Genomic DNA, 21,654 nt, shown 5'->3' with positions numbered 1-21,654 from the left:
TCGGCCTCCCCTCAATATTCCACTTTTTTATTCAACACTTTTAATTGCAGCAAGGTGAGCGCCAAAATGACGATGAACAGCACGACGGTCGCTGCCGCAGCGCTCCCCATCTTAAACTGCTGAAACGCCAAATTGTAGATGTGAAGCACCATGGTGGTTGTGGCGTTTAACGGCCCTCCGTTCGTCATGCTCAGCACCTGCCCGAAGGACTGCAGATAGGAAATAACGCCAATGACGGCGGAAAATACGATAACGGGATTAAGCAGCGGCAGCGTAATAAGATGGAATTTCCGCCATGCTCCGGCGCCATCGATAGAAGCAGCCTCGTAGTACATTCGCGGAATTGCTTCCAATCCGGTCATGAAGATCAGCATTTGAAAGCCGATGCTTTGCCAAATCATCGTCAAGGTGATGAGAATCAGAGCTTGGCGGGGCGATTGCAAAAATAATTGCGGCTCGAGACCTAGGTTTAATAGTGTTTCATTTAACCAGCCGTTGCGCATAAGAATCCAGCGAAATACCCAGCTGACTGCGATGATGCTGGTCACGTAGGGGATGAAGTATACCGTACGGAAGAGTCCGCGAAGTCGCCGCACGTTATGCAGCAGGAGTGCGACGGACAGGCCGACAAGCAATTGCCCAGGCACGCCCAGCAGAACGAACTTGAACGTATTGCCGATCGACCGCAGGAAGATTTCGTCCTCAAACAACGCTTTGAAGTTAGCGAATGCTACGTATGGCTTGTCAGCGGACAATAAATCCCATTCGCGCACGCTTACGTTGAAGGCATATAGAATCGGCAGCAATCGCGTGCTCAGAAAGTACAGCAGGGGAATACCGAGGATGATATAGATAAACAAATAACGCTGCGTACGGTAGGTAAGCCGTATGCGAATCAGCTCGCGGCCCTTGCGTGCGGTTAAACGTAGAGCATGCCCCAGCATAATGAATTTCGCCTCCTTCTCCATTAGAAACGGAGCGCCCGCACTAGGCTGGCGCTCCTGCCAAGGCTGCCGGTTATTTCTTGTCGACCGACGCCCAGTAGTCGTCATAAAGCTTTTGTGTTTTGGCCGCAAGATCTAGAAAGGCTTTTTCTACAGGGACGTTGTTCAGCAGCACTTCATTTGTCGCATCAACAAACAGCGTCCTTTCCTGCGTTTCGTCGATGAAGAAATGGGCTCGGCTGTCGTTCAATTGGGAAATGAATGGGCCAAGCTTCTCGTCGTTAACGTATTTGTCCTGCGTCGCAACTGCTTTCTGTGCAGGCAGCTCGCCGATTTGTTCGACCCATCGTTCTTGGACCTCCTTGCTGGTCAGAAACTTCAAAAACTCGGAAGCAGCCTTTAGCTTGTCGCCTTCTACGTTTTTGGGAATCGCATTCGCCCAGAAGGAGGACGGAGCGGACTTGCTTTTGTATGACGGAAGCGGGGCTACGCCGTACTTCAGATCAGGAAAGTCCTTCTTAATCGAGCCAAGCCGGAAGGAGCCGTCAATGTTGATTGCTGCATGGCCGGTCATAAAGGCGTTGCTGTCGTTCTCGTAGAAGCCGTTAATGCCGACTTTATGCTTAATAGCAAAATCGATCAAATACTGGAACGCCTCTAAGCCTGCCGGCGTCTGCGTCCATAAAATTTGCCGGCGGTCCTCGCTCAAATCTTGTCCTCCTGCTTGATGCAGCAGACCGTCGCGATACCAATGGTGCAACTGCGCGCCCGGCTCCCAAGCGAAGCCTTCAACAACGAACTGCCCTTTGGCGTCAATCTCCGTCAGCTTCTTGGATACGTCGACCAGCTGCTCCCAACTGGTCGGCAGCTCTGTAATTTGGGCTTTGGACAATAGATCTTTATTGTAGAAAAGAGCGAGTGTTCTTACGGCGGTAGGGATAGCGTAATAGGAGCCGTCGATTTTGGCGGCACTCACCAGAGGATAGAAGCTGCTTTCAATCTCTGCAGTCGGGAAAACGTCCTCAGGCAGCGGCTGCAAATAACCAGAGGAAACGTATTTCGGCAGCCAGCCATAATAGAGGTTGATGATATCTGGGCCTTTGCCAGCAGGAACTAGCGTTGCAACCTTCTGATTGTATTGGTCATAGGGGAAGTTGGTTTGCTTGATCGTAATGTTCGGATGAGCCGATTGAAATTCTTTAATGAGCTCGTTAATCAGCTCGACCTTGGCCGGAAACTCATATTGCCAATATTCAATCGTTACTTTTTTATCCGTTGCTTCCGCTTCCGGGGAGCTTGTGCTGTCATTGTTATTTTCCTTTGCGGTGTTTGCCTGTTCATTGCCTCTGCTCTTATTTCCACTGCCGCAGCCGGTTAAGGCAACAATAACAATGAGCAGTCCCGATAATAATGTCATCCATTTTTGGCCATTCATCCATACCCACTCCTCTTTGTATACTAACGATTATGCTTGCTCGTTTCTGCCATACTGCTGCGTGCTCATGCTCTGAGTCAGCGTAAGCCCAAACAGCCGCCTTGCGTTATTGCCAAAAATGTTCTCAATATCCGTCTCGTTGAATCGCAGCTCTCGGCAAGCGCGAACCTGATCCTGCAAATACCGGTAAGGGTAGCCTCTAGGAAAGCCGCTTGCATCCGTCCCAAAGATGATCCGCTCCGGCCCTATAAGCTCATAGGTTTTGCGAAGCACCGATTCCAACGTCAGCTCATATGGCATCCAGCGCATCCATTGATTGGAGCCGGATGTGTCGACGTAGACATTCGGGCAGCTCCAGCACAGATGAAGCAGCTCTTGAAAATACCCCGCCCCGAAATGCGGAATAATGAACGGAATATCGGGGAAGCTGCGAGCGGTATTGAAGATAGCTAAAGGACTGATGTTCGGATGATGTGCAATACCTCCGGCATGGCCAAGCAAGCCGAAGTGAATGAGTACGGGCAGCCGTTTCTCTGCTAGAAAGGTCCATATGGGAGTAAGGGAGGGATCATCGAAGGGAATGGACATTAGCGGCCCGAACAGCTTATAGCCTTTTAGCCCAAGTTCGTTGACAGCTCTGCGCAGCTCCGCTTCCGCCCCTGGTTCTTCAATGGAATGATACGCGAAGCCGGTGAACCGATCGGGATGTCTGGCAAGCTGATCAGCCATATTGTCATTGTCCAGCGCCGTAAGAAAGTTGAGGCCGCCTATCCCGTATTTATCGAGCTCCTTTACCCATCGATCGATTAACGGGGTCGTCTCATTATCATGTTTATGACCGGCTGGCACAGCTTCGGGGAAATCCCAGGTAAGCCGCATCCTCTCGCTTCGCTCTGCTCCATAGCGTGAAATCAACTCATGTCTATTAACGCCGCCAAGCAGCAGCCGGTAGGGGAGATGTCCGTGAATATCAAACACTTTAAATGGATTTCGAAACATAGCTTCACTCACTCCATTCTCCATTCGTGTTTACTTGATGAGCCAGCTGGACAAAATCAAATTGAGCTCCGCTGCGGCAGCTTCAAGTCTGGCAGCTCTCTCCTTAAGCCAAAGGTTTAGTCCGGTCAGCCGTTTTTGCTGCGCGTTTAATGAACGATTCATTTCAGTTGGGCTAGGCCCGCCGCGCAGCGTTCGAATTTGCACAAAATGGTTCGGGTCGAGCGCTAGCTTCAGCTGCTTCTCACTTAGCCTAAGCGGAATTCCAATCGTCTGGATCGCTGCTTCATTGAGAGCCTGAAGACTCAGATCGCTTACGTGATCGCCTCGCTGAGCAGCAAGCGTAACAAGCTTGCTTACGACCGAGTGTGCTTTGCGAAAGGATAAGCCCTCCTCTCTGACGAGCGTATCCGCCAGCTCCGTAACAGTCGCGAAGCTGCCGGCGGCACGCTTGTGCAGCACGTCCTCCTTGATATGCAAGGTGGAGATGACTTTGGACAACAGCCGATAGACGGCTTCGAGCGTATCCAGGCTCTTCCAAGCATAGGGCTGCATGTCGTCCTCAGTGTCGACAATATCGCCAAACGGCGTATTGTGAATCATCGTCAGCACCGTCTGCGCATTCCCGGCGATGCTCGATAGAAGGGAGCGAATATGCTCGATAGATACCGGATTTCTTTTTTGCGGCATGATGGAGCTTATTTGAACGTAAGGGTCGGCAACCTGAACAACGGCAAATTCCTGCGTGCACCACAGCAGCAGCTCCTGCGTGAACCGACCGAGATTAACGGCCGCGAGCTGAACGGCTGCGGCGATCTCGCCAGCGTAGTCGGCGCCGCTCACAGCGTCATAGGCGTTCTCGATCAGACCGTCAAATGCTAGCAGCCATGCTACACGCTCCCTGCTGATGGCAAAGCCCGATGTCGTCAGAGCAGCAGCACCCATGCTGCTTAGATTGCAATTTCCGTAGGCGGCTTGAAGCCTTCGGACGTCACGGGCCAGCGAGTCGGTCACCGCCGCAATATAGTGGGCGAGCGTCGTCGGCTGCGCTTGCTGGGTATGCGTATGTGCAATGATGATCGTACCCGTATGCTTCTTGGCTAGCGCAAGCAGGCTTGCATGCAGCTCTAGCGCAGATTCGATCGCTCTTAGCAGCTTTTTGCGCAGCGTGATCCGGTATATGGCTATCCCCATATCGTTGCGGCTGCGGGCAAGATGCAGACTGCCGGACGCCTCATCGGACAGCTCCAGCAGCTTGTGTTCGACCTCAAAAAACAAATCCTCAAACTGGCCATTATATTTCCCTCTGCGCAGCTGCTCAAGATCTATTGTTAATAGAGCGTTTGCGATACGGTGGACTTCATCCTTCGTCAGCAATCCTTGTTCAAAGAGCATAATGAGATGGGCTTTATGCACAGCAATCATCGGCTGAAGCAGCTCCAGCTTCGCTTGATCATATGCAGGTGCAAGTACGGCCTCAGCGTAGGTTCTGCCAGGAAATGTGCTTCCCTCGTCTTGCTCGTGCCCTCTAATGGACATCGTTCTTGCCTCCTTTCGTTTGATGCCGCTTCGAGTTGCAGCTCCTGAAGCCAAATGGCATATAAAAAAACAGCCGGAGCTATCGCAACAAGCGATCTCTCCGGCTGTCCGGTTGAAATTTATAGGTGCCAAGCATTTAACATATTATTCCTAGTGGAATTGTATGTTTAAGATACTAACACTGTTTTAATGCGGATTCAACCCTTTTTTTCTCAGATTTGATAGAACTTTTGAATGTGCTAATCCAATCGCTCTATTACAAAAGAAGCCCCCTGAATGGGAGCTTCTCCTTATTTTTTGAATGCGCTTTATAAAACAGTTGACATTTTGGTAGCATAATTAATAATAAATGATATAACAAAATCGATTTAAATAGAAGGGTGATTAGAGCAATGCAAATTGATCTTTCGAATAAAACGGCACTCATAACGGGAGCAACAGGCGATTTGGGGCGAGTGATGGCTCGAACGCTCGCAGGCTGCGGCGCTAACATCGTGCTTCACTATAATAATAACGAAGCCAAGGCGAAAGAGCTGCAGCAGGTAATTAGGGCTCTCGGAAGACGGGCCATGATCGTGCAAGCGGATGTTACGAACGAGCAGCACATCAATGAAATGAAAGCGAAAGTATCGGAAGAGCTCGGCCATGTCGATATCGTAGTTGCGAACGCCGTCATTCAGTATCAATGGACAAGTATACTTGAGCAGCCAATAGCCGATTATGTAAGTCAGTTTGAATCCTGCGTGCTGCAAAGCGTGTATTTGGCAAAAGCGTTCGTTCCCGCAATGATTGAGCGGGGCAGCGGTAGAGTTATCGGCATTAATACGGAGTGCGCGATGCAAAATTTTGCCGGACAATCCGCTTATACAGCTGGCAAGCGCGGCATGGACGGGGTATATCGCGTATTAGCCAAGGAAGCCGGGGAGCATCAAATTACTGTCAACCAGGTTGCGCCAGGGTGGACTATTAGCGATCGCGATCGTGCGAGCGGCACGGAGGAGAACAGCGGCTATTCCCAAAACGTTCCGCTCAAGCGCAGAGGGACGGATCAAGAAATCGCGAATACGGTCGCTTTTTTGGCATCGGATTTGGCCAGCTTCATTACAGGCGCTTACATTCCTGTAAACGGCGGAAACGTCATGCCGGCCATTTAAGAATAGGGGATTAAGAGGATGGGTCTAAAGAAACGATTGTGGCGCATATGGGCGGCTTTCGGCGGCATGCGAATGGAAGGAAAGCTGTTTATCGTTTTTTTGCTGCTGATCACGCTGCCGTTGTCGTTCATTGGCTACATCTCCTATAGCAATTACTCCCGCTCAATTGAGGAAAAGACGATCGTTTATTCGACTAAAATGCTGGAAAATATGATGATACGTGTAGATGATTATATCGAGGACATGGTTCGCATATCCTCGATTCCGGCTTACCAGAACGATATTAAGCAAAATTTGATTCTCTCGAACAGCTATTACGAGCAGCGGCAGACGGCGGCAGGCGACAACAATCAAGTGCCTGACGATTTTAATTTGCTGCTCTCGATTCAGCGCGGGATTGAGGGCAATATCTCTTTTATCAATACGATCAAACGCGGCGCCAACTCGGTCTATATATTTGATCAGTACGGCAACGGCTACTACTCGACTGGTGGCGGCGGCGTTCGTCTTAACGTGAAGGAAAGCTATGAAAAATGGCGGGAGCGCGTACAAACCTCGGGCGGAGAGGCGATGCTGTTCAGTACGCAAAAATATACGAGCAACTTGCAAAGCGTCAGATATGCTTTTACAGTCGTCCGCAAGGTGATCGATAAATCGCTAAAGCCGCTTGGGATGATTGCGGTAGATGCGAATATTAGCGTGATCGAAGACCAGATGAGCGAGCTCGACAAGGTAACAAATGGTGAATCGGTCATCATTGATGAGCTTGGAAACGTCGTTTACGACAGCGACAAGCAGCGAATGGCAACCAATATTATGAATGACAGAGCTGTCGTGCAAGCAACGGGGACGAAAGGGAGCTTTTATTTTGAGCGCGATGGCTTGAACCGTCTCTATATTTACACGACCTCGCCCAATACGAATTGGAAGGTTATGACCTCGATTCCGGTCAGCGAGCTAACGAAGGATGCCGTCGTTATTCGCAATGTGACCTGGATCGCGACGATCATTACCATTATCGTGGCGCTCTTTATATCGGTTGTCTTCTCGTTTGCTTTGACGAATCCGCTTCGCAAAATGATGCGCTTGATGAAAAATGTGCAGGAAGGCGATTTCAACGTTCAGTTCCAGGTGAAGTATCGGGACGAGGTTGGGCAGCTTGGCAATCAGTTCAACCGGATGATCGTTCGAATCGACCATCTCATCCAAGATATTTATTTAATGGAAACGAAGAAGAAGGAAGCGGAACTGCAAGCGCTGCAAAGCCAAATCAATCCGCATTTTATGTATAACACGCTGGAGTCGATTCGAATGGCGGCGGAGCTGAACGATGATCAGATCGCGGCGGATATGATTGCGATACTTGGCAAGCTGCTGCGCTACAGCATAAGCGATTTGCATGAGGAAGTGACGCTTGAAAACGAGGTGCTGCATATGCGCAACTATGTGGAAATGCTCAATTACCGTTACCCGAATCGCTTCAAGCTGGAGACGACCATTTCGGATGAACTGCGTAATTATCCCATCATTAAGCTCGTGCTGCAGCCGATTGTCGAAAATGCGATTTATCATGGCATGGATGACAATAAGCCGTCGATGCGAATTGAACTGAGAAGCGAGCGCACGGCTTTTGGATTATTGCTCCTTATCAAGGATGATGGCCTTGGCATGGATGAGGAGACGCTCGAACGTTTAAACCGTTCGCTTGCAGGCGCGGAGGAAATCGTAGAGCGCAAATCTGGCGGAATCGGCTTGAAAAATGTAAATGAACGCATCAAGCTTCACTACGGAAACGCCTATGGGCTGAAAGTAACAAGCGTTCGGGGCCTTGGCACTGAGGTCATTTTACAGCTTCCATTAGAATTAGGGAGAGTCGCAGAATGAACAAATACACATGTATGCTCGTGCTTGTTGTTCTATTGTGCGGCATATGCTTTGCGGGCTGTCAGAAGTCTTCGGTCAACCAGGATGCGGAAGCCGAGCCCGCTAACAAAGGGGAGCAGATCGACGGCGATGTGACTTTGAATGTACTGACGAACCGGGTTGATCTCATTGAGAATGGCGTCTTTCAAAAATATGCCGATCAATTCGCTGAGCTTCATCCGGGCGTTAAGGTGAAATTCGAAGGCATAACGAACTACGCCTCCGATATTATGCTTCGTTTATCCACCCGCAATTTAGGTGACGTCCTGCTGCTGCCAAACAATATAAAAAATGAAGATTTGCCCGATTATTTTGAGCCGCTTAGCGATAGCTTGTTCGAGCATATCCATTTTGCAGATTTTAAAGCGCATGCGGGAAAACGCTTTGGCATTGCGACAGGTGCCTCCACGACAGGCATTGTCTATAACAAGGAAGCATTTAAAAGGGCTGGCATAAACAAAATTCCGACGACGCTGGAGCAGTTTTATGCGGCATGCGAGCGGTTGAAGAAAGCGGGCATTGTGCCGATTTATTTGAATTACGGTGCCCAGTGGCCGCTTATGATCTGGGGTGAGGATTTAGTCAGCTATATGACCGGAGATGCCGATTATATGAATAATATGGTCAATATGGATGAGCCATGGACGATTGACAATGCGTGGGGACAAGCGATCTCCATCGTCAAAACGCTAATTGATCGGGGCTATGTCGAGAAGCAGCTTCTCTCCAATCAGTGGGAAACGTCAAAAACGGAGCTTGCGGATAGCAGAGCGGGGATGTATTTAATGGGAAATTGGGTAATCAATCAGGTCATTTCAGCAGGGGCGAAATCGGAAGATATCGGATTTTTTCCGTTTCCTTACGATAACAGCGAGAAGCGCTACGCGCCGCTGAGTCCGGATTGGTTCGTCGGCGTAAGCAAATTCAGCGATAATAAGCAGCTAGCCGAGGATTGGGTGGAATTTTTTGTAACCGAATCCGGCTATGTGGATGATTCAGGTTTTTTGCCCGTTATCGAAAATAAACAGCCGTCCCTGCCGCAGTTCAAGCAGTTTTTATCGTTCAACAGCGAGTTTCTGGAGCGCCGCGTCCCGAGCGATCAATTTCTCGAAATCGCAAATACAGCGCAAATCGCATTCTGGTCAGGAGATTACATTCAAGAATGGATCGCTGCGCCGGATTTGCAGGTCGTCTTTAAGCAATATAATGAGCGCTGGAAGAAAGCAAGAACTATTACCGAAAGCTAAGGTGGAGTAATCCTATGTCAAAGAAAGTCACGATGCAGCAAATTGCCGACTATTTGGGCGTTTCAAAGTTTGTCGTCTCGAAGGCGCTCTCCGGCAAGGGCGGCGTCAGCGAGTCGACACAGGAGCGGGTCATACAAGCGGCCTCGCAGCTAGGCTATTTTTCGCAAAAAAACGCTTATGTCAAGACGATGAAGCTGGAGCAGCTTCCGAAGGTGCCAGCCGCAGGCAAGCAATCCGTGCTTGTGCTTATGCCGAATATCCGTTTTCAAACGAAGGAATCGCTTTATTGGGGACGGATTTTGGACGGTATCGCATCGAGACTGGAAGAGGGCGGGTATGGCATGGTTATCGTGTCTGAACAGAGCGTCGACCATTTCCTGCATTTTCTAAATCCGAACGGCATACTCGGTCTTATTGGCGTTGGCGAAATATCGACACCGCTGCTGCTGGAGGTGCATCGATTCGGTCTGCCGATGGTGCTGGTCGATCATGAGGACATGCTTATCCCAAGTGATACGGTGTTTACGAACAATTATGAATCGATGTATCGTCTAACGCAGCATTTAATCGGCAAAGGGCATGCGCGGCTATGCTTTGTCGGCGATATCAACTATTCACGGAGCTTTAAGGATCGTTTCTTAGGCTTCCGCAGCGCGATAGAGGAGCAGGCGGGCAGCACGCCGCGCTTCGGCGTCAGCGATGATTGTTTACTGCCTGTCGAGGGCTTCGAGCATGAGCAATTTCGTGAGCCGATCAAGCAGTGGGCTGCTAAGCGGCTGAAGGCGAAGACACTGCCAACCGCGCTGCTGTGCGCGAATGATATGATTGCAATCGGTGCGGTTCACGCGCTGCAGGAGCTTGGAATCTCGGTGCCGGAGGAGGTATCGGTCACGGGCTTCGATAACATCGACGATTCGTACCGGATGACTCCTGCTCTTACGACGGTGCATGTACCGAAGGAAGCGCTCGGAAAGCGCGCGGTTGAGAGGCTGATCGGCAGAATCGCGAGCAAGCAGGAGCCGATGGAGAAGCTGCTTGTGGCAGGCGAGCTGCTCTACCGGGAATCGACTGCAGGCGTGAAGTCTTAATGAAGTGAAACGGGCTAGAATGATAGATAACGATCTCCATTAGGAGCTGATGAAGAATGTCCGATCAAAAGATTGCAGCAAACGAGCTTTTTGTCGCTACTTAGGCTCGTTTAGCTTGTCGGGAGTAATAAAAGCAGCTTAGTCAGCCGTTGCTGCTACTACTGCTTCTATTGCTTCTATTGCTTCTATTGCTACTATTGCTACTATTGCTTCTATTGCTACTATTGCTACTGCTGCTTGGTGCTACTGCTGCTACTGCTGCTACTACTGCTACTGCTAGGACGAATTTAACAGGAATTTCTCCATCTAAATACTGCTATTAAAGGCATCTGAATCCATTTAACTGGAATAACTCCCGCTAATTTGACCACTTTTGCTCCATATAGGCAAAAAACGGAAAATTAACGGGAGAAAATCCTTCTAATGTGGGTTTTAACAACAAATCGCACGAAATAGCGGGAGTTTTTCCTGTTAAATGTGTTTCAAGTAGCTATATGCGAAGTTTCTCCCCAACTCCTAACAGAAGCCTTAATAAAAACCACAACTGAAGTCTTAATAAAAGTCCCAATTAAAATCGCAATAGAAGTCACAATAGAAGTCACAATAGAAGTCACAATAGAAGTCACAATAGAAGTCTCAACAGAAGTCACAATTGGAATCACAACTAATGCCTCTACCCAAACCTAAACAGAAGTCTTAACAGAAGTATATATTTATATATATGATTTAAGAATGAAATTATAATATATTTTATATATATATATAATAACAAGCGACAAAATAGTCGGAACGTTGGGAGCAGCTCTTTCCAGAAATAGAGCGCCATGCAGGTCGTTTCGCTATTTTTGACTACAGAGAATAAACCCTTTACGACAAATGTACTAGTATTGCGCATTAAGGATTTTAACCATATATTATATATACAAATATCAATATGAAGCTTGGTGATAGCAAATGAATTCAACAGTCCGTACGCCGCTTTATCAGAAGGTTCAAGATTATATCCGCGAGCTGATTGCAACGGAGGGCTTAAAGGCGGGGGACCGCATACCGACGGAGAAAGAGCTTATGAAGCTCTTTAACGTCAGTAAAATTACAGTTGTGAATGCGATGGTTGGTTTAGCAAACGATAGAATCATTACGCGGGTCCCGGGCAAAGGGAGTTTCGTTAGCGACGAAGAGCTTGTTGAGGCTGAAGATGCGGAAGAATCGACAGCATCAATAGCGCCAGCACAGCCGGTAATGAGCACGGAACGGACGGTTATCGAGAACAGGACGCGCATCATCGGTCTTGTCATGCCATCCTTATATGATTATTTCGCTATTCGTTTGATCGAGGGCGTACAGAGAGCGCTTCGCGAGAAGGGCTACCGCAGTGTGATATTGCTATCCGATGGCGAAGTCGATAAAGAGAAAGAGGCGTTTAAAACGCTCAAGGAAATGGGAGCAGACGGCTTGCTGGTTTTCCCGGTAGACGAAGAAAACTACAACGAGGAAATCATAAGCATGAAGTTCAGCGGTTATCCGTTTGTGCTGATCGATCGATTTCTGCCAGGTGTTGAGACCAATTATATCGCTGCGGATGGAAGGCTCGGCACAAGCCTTGCGGTCGATTATTTGTGGGAGCTTGGGCATAGGGAAATCGCTATTTGCTCGGACTCGCCTTTGCAAACGATAACAGTTCAGGAGCGGATCGACGGATATATGAATGCTTTGAAAAACAAGGGAGCGCTTATCAATCCAGCCCATATGATTACCGGCTTCCAGGTGGGAAACATGAAGGATGCGGAGAAACACCCTTTGTTTCGCTATATTCGCAACCGAATGGCAACGGCTTATATTACGCTTAATGGCAGGCTTGGCGTTCAAATTTACCAAATGGCGCGTAAAGCCGGGCTGCAAGTGCCGGAGGATCTGTCGATCATAAGCTTCGATGATCCGACGTCAATCGTTGAAGAGCTGAGCATTTTCACGCATATTAAGCAGTTTGAGCATGAGATGGGCTATCAGGCCGCGCAAACGCTGCTCGGAATCATTGAAGGCGGGCAGGGCCGCAGCGGCAAATATACGAAGACCTTAATCCAGCCTGAGTTGGTAGTCAAGCAAACGACTGGCCGTATCACCGTCAAATAATCCAAAAAATAGTAGTGATAAAAAAATCTTTTCCTAAACCAGGAAAAGATTTTTTTATTTATATATTGAATATATTAAATGTGTATATTATATTATACATAAGATGTTGTTGGGAAAGGCAAGGAACGTGAATATCTGGATTCGAAGAAAAGGATGAAAGATCGCAACGAATGAACGTAAAGCTGCTTTCGAATTTATGGCGATAAGCCTGCGAAGATGAACAATGCTATGAAGGATATAACCGGATGAAAAAGGAGACCTGCAAATGCCATATGATAAAGTGAAAACCGAGCATCTTAAATCAGTGCTGGAGCAATTGAAGGACCAAATATACAAGCCAGTCTCGGAACTGAAAGCTACGGCTTGGGTAACACAGGAGCCGGTACCTTACGAGGCAAGGGAGTCAGGCCGGAAAATCGAGCTTGCTCCAGGCGACCGCTGGGGGAACCTTTGGGATTGCGCATGGTTCCATTTTAGCGGGAAGGCAACGGAGGAGGCGAAGGGCTTAAAGCTCGTGCTGCTTATTGATGTGAATGGAGAGCTTTGTCTCGTCGATGAAGAGGGAACGCCAAAGCAGGGACTTACGAATATCAATTCGGAATTCGATTATTCGCTAGGGCTTCCCGGCAAGCGGGTTGTCCATATCAGCGAAAGCTCGACAGGGGACGAAACGATCGACTTGTGGGGAGACGCGGGCTGCAATGACCTGTTCGGCCGCTACCGCAGCGGAACGTTGAAGGAAGCTCAGATCGCCATCTGCCGCGAGGACATCCGCCAAGTGTATTATGACGCGGAAGTATTGCTCGAGACTGCGGAACAAATGCCTGAAGGGTCGGCGCGAAGAGAGCGTATTTTGCAGGTGCTGTATGTTGCATCGAACCTGCTAATTGCGTTTACCGAGGAGCGTGTCGCACAGGTGTCGCGCATGCTGCAAGAGCAGCTGGCGAAGCGAGGCGGCGATCCTTCGCTTACGATTAGCGCCGTCGGCCATGCGCATATGGACTTGGCTTGGCTTTGGCCGATTCGGGAAACGATCCGCAAAGGGGCTCGAACTTTTTCTACCGTATTGCGGATGATGGAGCGTTACCCCGATTATATATTCGGCGCAAGCCAGCCGCAGCTGTACGACTGGATGAAGTTGCATTATCCGAAGCTCTACGCGAGCATCAAGGAGCGCGTACAGGAAGGGCGCTGGGAGCTGCAAGGCGCGATGTGGGTTGAATCGGATACGAATGTGCCTAGCGGAGAATCGTTAGTAAGACAGATTTTATACGGAAAACGGTATTTCCAAGCGGAGTTCGGGCAGGAGATGAAGTCGCTTTGGATGCCGGATGTATTCGGTTATACAGCGAGCCTGCCGCAGATTTTGAAGAAGTCGGGCGTTGACTACATGATGACGCAGAAGCTGTCGTGGAGCATATACAACCGCCATCCTCACCACACCTTCCACTGGGAAGGCATCGATGGCTCGCGTGTTCTCACGCATATGCCGCCAGAGGATACGTATAACAGTCCGGCGGCGCCCCGCTCGATCGTCAAGGCGGAGAATGACTATTTGGACAAAAACGTATCGGAAAATGCTTTGATGCTGTTTGGAATCGGCGACGGCGGAGGCGGTCCAGGCGAGGAGCATCTTGAACGGCTGATGCGGGAGAAAAATTTGCAGGGGCTTAGCCCAGTTGTCCAAGAGCATTCCTCGCAATTTTTCGAGAAGCTGGCAAAGGATTCAAAACGTTATCAGTCTTGGTCCGGCGAGCTTTATCTGGAGAAGCATCAAGGAACGCTTACGAGTCAAGCGAGAAACAAACGCTATAACCGGAAGCTGGAGAAAGCGCTGCGCGAGCTCGAATATGCGGCTATCCTTGCAGGGCTGACGAAGGGCAAAGCCTATCCGGCAGAGGAGCTGGAGCTCATTTGGAAGGAAGTCCTCCTCTACCAGTTCCATGATATTTTACCGGGATCCTCGATCAAGCGTGTATACGACGAATCACTGGAGCGTTACGCGGCGCTGCTCGAAAGAGTAGAGCAATTAATCGAGGAGGCGTACGGCACCGCTGCAGAAGCTCTTCCTGCTGGCAGAAACTCAGACGTATTCTTCAACTCCTTGTCTTGGGAGCGGGACGAATGGGTTCAGAACAATGGCAGCTGGATGCGCGTCCGAGTTCCTGCGATGGGTTACGCTTTGGTGAATGCCAATGAGCAAGCGTTGGCGATGGCCGAGACGGCAGCAGCTGAAGCCGAAGCTGTCGCCACACCGGAAGCCGAAGTAGCTTCTCCTGCTTTTCCTGATATGAGAGCGTCGGCAATCGACCGGATTTTGGAAAATGATTTGCTTGCGATTACGTTCGCTGAGGACTTCACGATCGTATCGATTAAGGATAAGGAGCACGGCAGGGAAGTCATTCCGCAGGGGCAAAAGGCCAATGTGCTGAGCTTGTATCATGACGAGGGCGATGCTTGGGATTTCAAACAAGATTACCGGCAATCAGGCGGAGTTCCTCTTCAACCAGTGGAGTCGGCAGTCTTCCAGGACGGACCAACGACAGGGCTTGAGCTCGTATATCGGTTCGGGCAATCTACTTTGACTCAAAAGGTCATTCTGACGCATGGCAGCCGCCGCATCGATTTTAAGGCAAAGGTCGACTGGCAGGAATCTGCGAAAATGCTGCGCACATCGTTCCCGGTTGATGTACGGTCAGACAGCGTAAGCTGTGAAATCCAGTTTGGCTATTTGAAGCGGCAAACGCATCGCAATACGCTGTGGGATTATGCGAAGGATGAAATTTGCGCGCATCATTGGATCGATCTATCGGAGCCGGATTACGGTGTAGCGCTGCTTAATGACAGCAAATACGGACACCGGGTTTCACAAAACGTGATGGATTTGAATCTATTGCGCAGCACTTCTTATCCGGATCCTGAGGCTGACCGTGCGGAGCATGAGTTCACCTACACGCTGTACCCGCACAATGGAGACCATGTACAGGCTGAGGTTTATAAACGCGGCTATGAGCTGAACGTGCCTTTGCGATCGGTTCGCGTGAACGCAGGCGACGCGGCATCAGAGCTGCCGGCAGCTAAATCATTTATAAGCGTGGATCATCCGAACGTTATGGTAGAAGCGGTGAAGCAGGCAGAAGACAGCGATGACCTGATTATCCGTTTATACGAAACGGCCGGCACCCGCTTGAAGACAAAAATCTCTATCGATATGAATCGATCGGAAGCATGGCTTGCCGATTTGATGGAAACGCCTAGCGATAAGCTGCAAGCGGAGGATGGAGCGTACCCGCTTTCCTTTACTCCGTTCGAAATTAAGACCATTCGTTTGGCAAGGAGGCAGAATTGATGACAGAAAATATACTTTGGAAGCGAGTTTGGCGCCACAAGCTATTTTATTTGTTCATGCTGCCCGGTATCATTTGGTTTTTCCTATTCTCTTACGTTCCGCTCTTTGGCGTACAGGTTGCATTTCGTGATTTTATGTTCTCCGGGGGCTTCACTGGAAGTCCCTGGGCAGGTTGGAAGTACTTCCAGCAATTTTTCAGCTACTATCAGTCATTCGAATTGATCCGCAATACGATTGTCATCAGCCTTATGAAGCTTCTAATCGGATTTACGATGCCCATTTTACTGGCTATCCTGCTTAATGAGGTTCGCAACGTTAAATTCAAGAAAACAGTGCAAACGCTTTCGTATTTGCCGTATTTCGTTTCCTGGATCGTTGTTGTAACGCTGATGCAGCGGCTTTTGACGCCTTACGGCGGGCCGGTCAACGATCTGCTTGGCTCTATCGGTATGGAGCCGATCCAATTTTTGAACAATACATCGTGGTTCTATCAAATTATTGTAGGCTCTGATATTTGGAAAAATATCGGATGGAACTCGATCATTTATATGGCTGCAATAGCTGGCATCGACCAGCAGCTTTACGAAGCGGCCAAAATCGACGGTGCCGGGCGTTTTCGCCAAATGTGGCATGTTACACTCCCGGGTATCCGCAATATCGCAGTCATTTTGTTCATTCTCTCGGTCGGCAGCCTAATGAGCGCCGGCTACGAGCAGCTGCTCCTGCTGAATGGCCCGGCTACCGCGGCAATAGGCAGCGTTCTCGACGTGCATGTCATCAGCTCCGGTATCGGTGAAGGCAGGCTCAGCTATGCAGCCGCAGTCGGATTATTCCAGAGCACAATTGCGCTCATTCTTATTGTCACTGTCAACAGAATTGCCCGTAAAGTGAGCGACGTATCCCTGTTCTAAGGAGTGGTTTGATATGGTGAAACGCCAATTTTCAATTTTTAGCTGCTTGAATTATATCTTTTTGACCTTGTTCGGCTTGTCGATGATTTATCCGTTCATCTATATACTGGTCTATTCGTTCAACGATGGAAAAGACTCTATGATGGGCGCGCTTTATTTCTTCCCCCGCAAATTTACGCTGCACAACTACGCGGAGGTATTTGAAAACGCTCGCATATGGCAGGCCTACAAAATTACGCTGCTGCGTACCGTTATCGGAACGATTTTGCATGTGGGACTTTGTACGCTGATGGCCTATGCGCTATCCAAAAAGACGCTGCCGGGAAGAACCTTTTTTACGTACTACATTTTTTTACCGACGATTTTCAGCGCAGGCTTCATCCCATACTTCATCACCTTGCAAAAGCTGCATCTCATTAACAGCTTCTGGGTCTATGTCATTCCGATGCTGTTCAATTTCATGCATATCGTCATTCTTCGTACGTTCCTGCAGGGCATCCCTGAGGAACTGGAGGAGTCGGCCCGCATCGACGGGTACGGCGATTTCCAAATTTTCATGAAAATCATTTTGCCGCTTTCGGGACCGGTTCTAGCCACAATCGCTTTGTTCATCGGAGTTTCCCACTGGAATGACTGGTTCACGGGCGCCTATTACGTGTCCAATAAAGACCTGATTCCCGTTCAGACGCTGCTGCAAGAAATGCTGTCTGAGGCTGAAGCGCTATCTTCTTCCATGCAGAGGGCCGCACAGCAGGGCGGGCAGACCGTCAACGTCAATATGGCGGGCGCAACGCCGGAATCGCTTCGAATGGCGCTGCTTGTCATTACGGTTTTTCCGATCTTATGCATTTACCCGTTTTTGCAGCGTTACTTCGTCAAGGGCGTTATGATTGGCTCCGTCAAAGGGTAATCGTCCGCAGGTCGGGACTTTATCATATTTCATAAAAAGTTTATGGGAGGGTTTTTATGAAGAACAAAAAAGGAAAAAGCACGACGGTATGGCTCGCGGTTGCCTTGATGGCAGTTACGACACTGTTTGGGTGCAGCAGCAATAACAACAACGGCGGCGGAAATGTGAATGCGCCTTCAGAAAATGCCGGCACTACGAACAACGGCGGTAAAGAACAGAAAGCAGTGACGCTTAAAGTCCTTCACAACTGGAATGGCTCCGCCGGCGGAGATGTAGATACAACAGCTATCGAAGCGGTTATTAAAGAAAAAACCGGGATCACCATTGAATGGGAATATACAAAAGGCAGCGAGGTCGAGAAGTTAAACACCATTTTTGCGACACAGGATTTGCCTGATATTTATACAGGTCCAGCTTGGGGCGGGGAATTAGACGGCATTATCAAAGCGGCGAAGGAGGATCAACTGGTTGATCTGTCCGATAAGCTCGATAAGTATCCTAACCTCGCTAAAGCGGTTGCGAAGGAGAACGTTCCTCCTGCGCTTTACGAGAAAGCGTTCGATGCCTACGATGGCAAGCAGTATTTGCTTTACCAGAATCATCCGGCTACGCCTGAGGATGCGATGGATTGGCTTTACGGCTTCTATGTCCGCAAGGATATTGCAGAGAAGGTCGGCGTTGATCCGCAATCGATCAAAACCAAAGACGATCTATACAGCTTTCTGAAAAAGATCAAGGACGCCGATCTTAAGGAGAGCGGCATGCCTGTCATTCCGCTTGGCGGCTTCCATAATGGCTGGGCTGTCGGCATCGGCAATTCGATGTTCTACGGCTCTGACTATATCGATAAGGGCGAAGGCACGCTTGAGCACACCTTTTTCTCAAAAGCTTATGAGGAATACACCCTTTATTACCGTAAAATGCTAGCTGAAGGTCTTCTGGATCCAGAAGCGTTCACGCAAACAGACCCGATTGCGAACGAGAAAATCAAGCAGGGCCGCATCGCTGTGCTGGCCGCTCACTATCCTGCTATTCTTGATGCTTCCAAGGACTACGTGAAAGCGCATCCGGGCAGTGATTATGTACCTGTTGGTCCTTTGGAGCGTGCCGGCGCTGCAGCGGACCGTCCTGCCGACCTCTCCATTCAAGGCAACAACGTAACCATCATTCCGAAAAAATCGAAAAACGTGGACGCAGCGCTCCGCTTGCTTGACTATCTCGCTTCCGATGAAGGCTTCCTTCTTGTGAGATACGGCGTACAAGGCGTTCACTGGGATATGGAAAACGGCAAGCCGGTAGCGAAGAAAGAATGGTTTGATAAATTTACAGCAGACACAACGGGCAAGATGAAGAAAAATGAAGGAATCGGCATCGGTTTGGAAAGCCTCTCCGGTCAAGACCGCATTAATTCTGTCGGCGGCGGAGACATTTGGGCAGATCAGGACCGCCTTGCTGCAATGGACAATGCGCGCAAAATTCTGCGTCCTAACGGCATCAGCGTTATTGCGGCTTACAACCCGGGCGATGTCATGATGAAGTCAACGCAATGGGAAATGCTGAAGCCGTCCATGGACAAAATCGGCGACGTATGGAAGGAAGCGATTTTTGCCAAATCGGACGAAGCGGCGCTCAAGATCATTAATGATCTGCGCGGACAGATGAACAAGACGGGTTATCAAGATGCGATCCAATTTACGAACGAAAACTTGAAGGGCAAGGAAGTCGTGTTGCTTGGAATGCCTAACTAAAGGAGGCTTCACCATTTGACGAGCAAAGCGCAAGTGAGGGCCGAGTGGACCGGTTTTCAAGAGTCGAGGCCGTATGGTCCGAAGTATGATTTGCGAGCTGACTTTGTTATGGTATACGGCATTTCGAAGGATCTGCCGCAGCGGATAGAGGGCTGGAAGAAAGCAGGTTATACGATCCATCTGATGACGGGCGTATCCTGGGGTGAGTATCAGGACTACTTGTACGGGCGTTTCGACGGACGGGAGCACTGGGATGAGGCTCAGAAGGACCGCAGCGGCAACCATCTGCTGCATGGCAAGGATGTTCCTTACATGGTACCGACGATCGCATTCGCTGAATATTTGGCATCCCATATCAAGCTTGCGATCGATTGCGGCGTGGAGGCGATTCATTTGGAGGAGCCTGAATTTTGGGCGGCCTCCGGGTATTCAGACGCTTTCAAGCGGGAGTGGCTTAATTATTACGGGGAGGACTGGATTCCTCCCCACTCCTCGCCGGATGCCCAGTACCGGGCTTCGAAGCTGAAGGCGGCTATGTATTACCGGGCGCTCGACCGGCTTTGCAGTCAAATGAAGGAGTATTCGCTTGTAACCTATGGCAGGACAGTACGTTTCTATGTCCCAACCCACAGCTTGATCAATTATACGCAGTGGCGAATTATTAGCCCTGAGGCGCTGCTTGTCTCGATGCCGGGCTGCGATGGCTTCATCGCCCAAATCTGGACGGGGACGGCTCGCACGCCCAACGTATTTAAGGGGCTGCGCCGAGAGCGGACCTTCGAGACGGCTTATCTAGAGTATGGAATCATGCAGGAGCTTACGAGGGGGACTGGACGAGATATGTGGTTTCTTCACGATCCTATTGAAGATAACCCTAGGTACAGCTGGAGCGACTATCGCAAAAACTACTGTTCTACCGTCGTTGCCTCCCTTTTGCATCCAGAGGTGAAGCAGTACGAGGTCTGTCCTTGGCCGCGCCGTTTATTCGAGGGCAGCTATCCGACCGAGGACGGGAAAGGGAAAGAAACGATTCCCGGCGACTATGCCACTGTGCTTCTGACCATTATGAATGTGCTGCGCGACATGCATAAGCATGAGGAGGCACGCGGAGAAGATCTCTACACCCGAGGAGTAGGTCTTTGTTTGTCCAACTCTGCCATGTATCAGCGGGGCGACGTTGTCCGTGAAGGTGAGCAAATGGGCGAGGCGGTCAAATATGACGGCACAACCTCCCCGGAAGAGCTGGATGCGGAGCAGAAGGAGCTTCTTGACTGGTCCTCCTTTTACGGATTGGCGCTGCCACTCGTCAAAGCGGGCATCCCGCTTAGACCGGTGCAGCTCGACAACATATTGACCTTTCCAGGTTATTTGGACGGCTACCGGGTGCTGCTGCTCAGCTACGAATTTATGAAGCCGGAGCATCCGGGCATCCATCAATCGATTGGGCAATGGGTGAGGGAGGGCGGCATTCTGATCTATGTCGGGGACGGCTCGGACCCGTTCCATTCCGTTTCGGAATGGTGGAACCGCGACAACAGCCGCCGTATCTATGCTCGTCCTGAAGAGCATCTATTCGAATCGCTTGGACTTAGCCGCAGCCCGGAAGAAGGAGAGCATAAGGTAGGCGATGGGGCTGTCCTGTTCTATAGGGAAAACCCGGCCGTGCTGTCCCGAAGCGACGATGGCGCGGAGCTTGTCAGAAGCGCAGTCAAGCGGTCGCTCGAAATCCGCGGTGAAACGGTTGATTACAAGGAAAGCGTTGCGCTGCATATGAGACGCGGGCCTTATGTCATCACTCATGTGCTGGATGAACTGGAAGCGGAGAAATCGGTTCTATTGGAAGGCTTGTTCATTGATTTGTTTGAAGCGAGCCTGCCGGTAAAGCATGCCGTGGAAATCAAATCAGGCGAGGACAGCCTGCTGTTTGATTTAAACTACTTCGATGCTGCGCAGGGGGAAGCCGGAATTCTCATAAGCTCATCGCGCATTCGCGATGAACGGATAACGGAGAATCAAATGTCCTTTGTGTCGGAATCGCCGGAGGATATCACCGTTAGTACTCGCCTGCGAATACCGAGCGAGCCTAGCAGCATTACGGCTGGCAAGCAGGCGGCTTCCTTCCAGTATGATGCGGAGTCGGGCACGGTACTGGTTCGTTATCCAGGTGTACCGGAAGGAATTACGGTTAGCGTAGCGTGGTAATACGATTGCTTCAAGAAATGCCGGCAACTGATGATGCCGGCATTTTCATTATCCAAACCGATTCGAAGGAGGGCA

At 49.8% G+C, this 21,654-nt stretch carries 14 protein-coding genes; 10 read left to right on the top strand and 4 right to left on the bottom strand.

Features of this window, described 5'->3' with window-relative positions; genetic code table 11:
• Nucleotides 1-11: 11 nt before the first annotated feature.
• The 4 genes from AC1TPC_RS01835 to argH are packed head-to-tail and all read right to left on the bottom strand — an operon-like array spanning nucleotide 12 to nucleotide 4,914.
• Nucleotides 12-1,052 carry a carbohydrate ABC transporter permease gene (locus tag AC1TPC_RS01835; RefSeq protein ID WP_482065163.1) on the bottom strand — a complete coding sequence of 347 codons (1,041 nt, stop codon included), beginning with the start codon at nucleotides 1,050-1,052 and terminating at the stop codon, nucleotides 12-14.
• On the bottom strand, nucleotides 1,018-2,379 hold the full coding sequence (locus tag AC1TPC_RS01830) for an extracellular solute-binding protein (RefSeq protein ID WP_482065162.1): 1,362 nt from the start codon (nucleotides 2,377-2,379) through the stop codon (nucleotides 1,018-1,020). The genes AC1TPC_RS01835 and AC1TPC_RS01830 overlap by 35 nt, the downstream gene beginning before the upstream one ends.
• Nucleotides 2,380-2,409: 30 nt before the next feature.
• The gene (locus tag AC1TPC_RS01825; protein ID WP_482065161.1) at nucleotides 2,410-3,378 is read right to left on the bottom strand and encodes an amidohydrolase family protein; all 969 of its coding nucleotides are present in this window, start codon (nucleotides 3,376-3,378) and stop codon (nucleotides 2,410-2,412) included.
• Nucleotides 3,379-3,408: 30 nt separating this feature from the next.
• Entirely contained in the window at nucleotides 3,409-4,914 is a 1,506-nt protein-coding gene (argH, locus tag AC1TPC_RS01820) for an argininosuccinate lyase (RefSeq protein WP_482065160.1), read from the bottom strand.
• A 392-nt stretch (nucleotides 4,915-5,306) separates the two neighbouring features.
• Here argH and AC1TPC_RS01815 point away from each other — a divergent pair, with 392 nt between their 5' ends.
• From AC1TPC_RS01815 to AC1TPC_RS01770, 10 genes are all read left to right on the top strand, one after another.
• Complete coding sequence (locus AC1TPC_RS01815) at nucleotides 5,307-6,068, top strand: SDR family NAD(P)-dependent oxidoreductase (RefSeq protein ID WP_482065159.1); 762 nt, start codon at nucleotides 5,307-5,309, stop codon at nucleotides 6,066-6,068.
• Nucleotides 6,069-6,086: 18 nt separating this feature from the next.
• Entirely contained in the window at nucleotides 6,087-7,952 is a 1,866-nt protein-coding gene (locus AC1TPC_RS01810; protein WP_482065158.1) for a cache domain-containing sensor histidine kinase, read from the top strand.
• Nucleotides 7,949-9,238, top strand: coding sequence for an ABC transporter substrate-binding protein (locus AC1TPC_RS01805; RefSeq protein ID WP_482065157.1), 1,290 nt, complete (start codon nucleotides 7,949-7,951; stop codon nucleotides 9,236-9,238). The genes AC1TPC_RS01810 and AC1TPC_RS01805 overlap by 4 nt, the downstream gene beginning before the upstream one ends.
• Before the next feature lie 14 nt (nucleotides 9,239-9,252).
• Nucleotides 9,253-10,326 carry a LacI family DNA-binding transcriptional regulator gene (locus tag AC1TPC_RS01800; protein ID WP_482065156.1) on the top strand — a complete coding sequence of 358 codons (1,074 nt, stop codon included), beginning with the start codon at nucleotides 9,253-9,255 and terminating at the stop codon, nucleotides 10,324-10,326.
• Between the two features lie 954 nt (nucleotides 10,327-11,280).
• Nucleotides 11,281-12,459: a LacI family DNA-binding transcriptional regulator gene (locus AC1TPC_RS01795; RefSeq protein WP_482065155.1), complete on the top strand. Its 1,179-nt coding sequence runs from the start codon at nucleotides 11,281-11,283 to the stop codon at nucleotides 12,457-12,459.
• 265 nt (nucleotides 12,460-12,724) lie between these two features.
• Nucleotides 12,725-15,808 (top strand): alpha-mannosidase, encoded by a 3,084-nt coding sequence (locus tag AC1TPC_RS01790; RefSeq protein WP_482065154.1) that lies wholly within the window; start codon nucleotides 12,725-12,727, stop codon nucleotides 15,806-15,808.
• On the top strand, nucleotides 15,808-16,719 hold the full coding sequence (locus tag AC1TPC_RS01785) for an ABC transporter permease (protein ID WP_482065153.1): 912 nt from the start codon (nucleotides 15,808-15,810) through the stop codon (nucleotides 16,717-16,719). Before AC1TPC_RS01790 ends, AC1TPC_RS01785 begins: the two co-directional genes overlap by 1 nt.
• 13 nt (nucleotides 16,720-16,732) lie before the next feature.
• Nucleotides 16,733-17,629, top strand: coding sequence for a carbohydrate ABC transporter permease (locus AC1TPC_RS01780; RefSeq protein ID WP_482065152.1), 897 nt, complete (start codon nucleotides 16,733-16,735; stop codon nucleotides 17,627-17,629).
• Between the two features lie 56 nt (nucleotides 17,630-17,685).
• Entirely contained in the window at nucleotides 17,686-19,377 is a 1,692-nt protein-coding gene (locus AC1TPC_RS01775) for an extracellular solute-binding protein (RefSeq protein ID WP_482065151.1), read from the top strand.
• A gap of 15 nt (nucleotides 19,378-19,392) precedes the next feature.
• On the top strand, nucleotides 19,393-21,579 hold the full coding sequence (locus tag AC1TPC_RS01770) for a hypothetical protein (protein WP_482065150.1): 2,187 nt from the start codon (nucleotides 19,393-19,395) through the stop codon (nucleotides 21,577-21,579).
• The last annotated feature ends 75 nt before the right edge of the window (nucleotides 21,580-21,654 follow it).

It is taken from the genome of Paenibacillus sp. Y280 (genome assembly GCF_056786335.1).
Note: the sequence above shows the minus strand (reverse complement) of the source record. Positions and strands in the feature narration are given on the sequence as shown.

Bases quoted from the DNA above. Each gene is read 5' to 3' on its own strand.
- AC1TPC_RS01835 (WP_482065163.1), bottom strand. From the start codon at position 1,052: ATGACGACTACTGGGCGTCGGTCGACAAGAAATAACCGGCAGCCTTGG.
- AC1TPC_RS01830 (WP_482065162.1), bottom strand. From the start codon at position 2,379: ATGAATGGCCAAAAATGGATGACATTATTATCGGGACTGCTCATTGTT.
- AC1TPC_RS01825 (WP_482065161.1), bottom strand. From the start codon at position 3,378: ATGTTTCGAAATCCATTTAAAGTGTTTGATATTCACGGACATCTCCCC.
- argH (WP_482065160.1), bottom strand. From the start codon at position 4,914: ATGTCCATTAGAGGGCACGAGCAAGACGAGGGAAGCACATTTCCTGGC.
- AC1TPC_RS01815 (WP_482065159.1), top strand. From the start codon at position 5,307: ATGCAAATTGATCTTTCGAATAAAACGGCACTCATAACGGGAGCAACA.
- AC1TPC_RS01810 (WP_482065158.1), top strand. From the start codon at position 6,087: ATGGGTCTAAAGAAACGATTGTGGCGCATATGGGCGGCTTTCGGCGGC.
- AC1TPC_RS01805 (WP_482065157.1), top strand. From the start codon at position 7,949: ATGAACAAATACACATGTATGCTCGTGCTTGTTGTTCTATTGTGCGGC.
- AC1TPC_RS01800 (WP_482065156.1), top strand. From the start codon at position 9,253: ATGTCAAAGAAAGTCACGATGCAGCAAATTGCCGACTATTTGGGCGTT.
- AC1TPC_RS01795 (WP_482065155.1), top strand. From the start codon at position 11,281: ATGAATTCAACAGTCCGTACGCCGCTTTATCAGAAGGTTCAAGATTAT.
- AC1TPC_RS01790 (WP_482065154.1), top strand. From the start codon at position 12,725: ATGCCATATGATAAAGTGAAAACCGAGCATCTTAAATCAGTGCTGGAG.
- AC1TPC_RS01785 (WP_482065153.1), top strand. From the start codon at position 15,808: ATGACAGAAAATATACTTTGGAAGCGAGTTTGGCGCCACAAGCTATTT.
- AC1TPC_RS01780 (WP_482065152.1), top strand. From the start codon at position 16,733: ATGGTGAAACGCCAATTTTCAATTTTTAGCTGCTTGAATTATATCTTT.
- AC1TPC_RS01775 (WP_482065151.1), top strand. From the start codon at position 17,686: ATGAAGAACAAAAAAGGAAAAAGCACGACGGTATGGCTCGCGGTTGCC.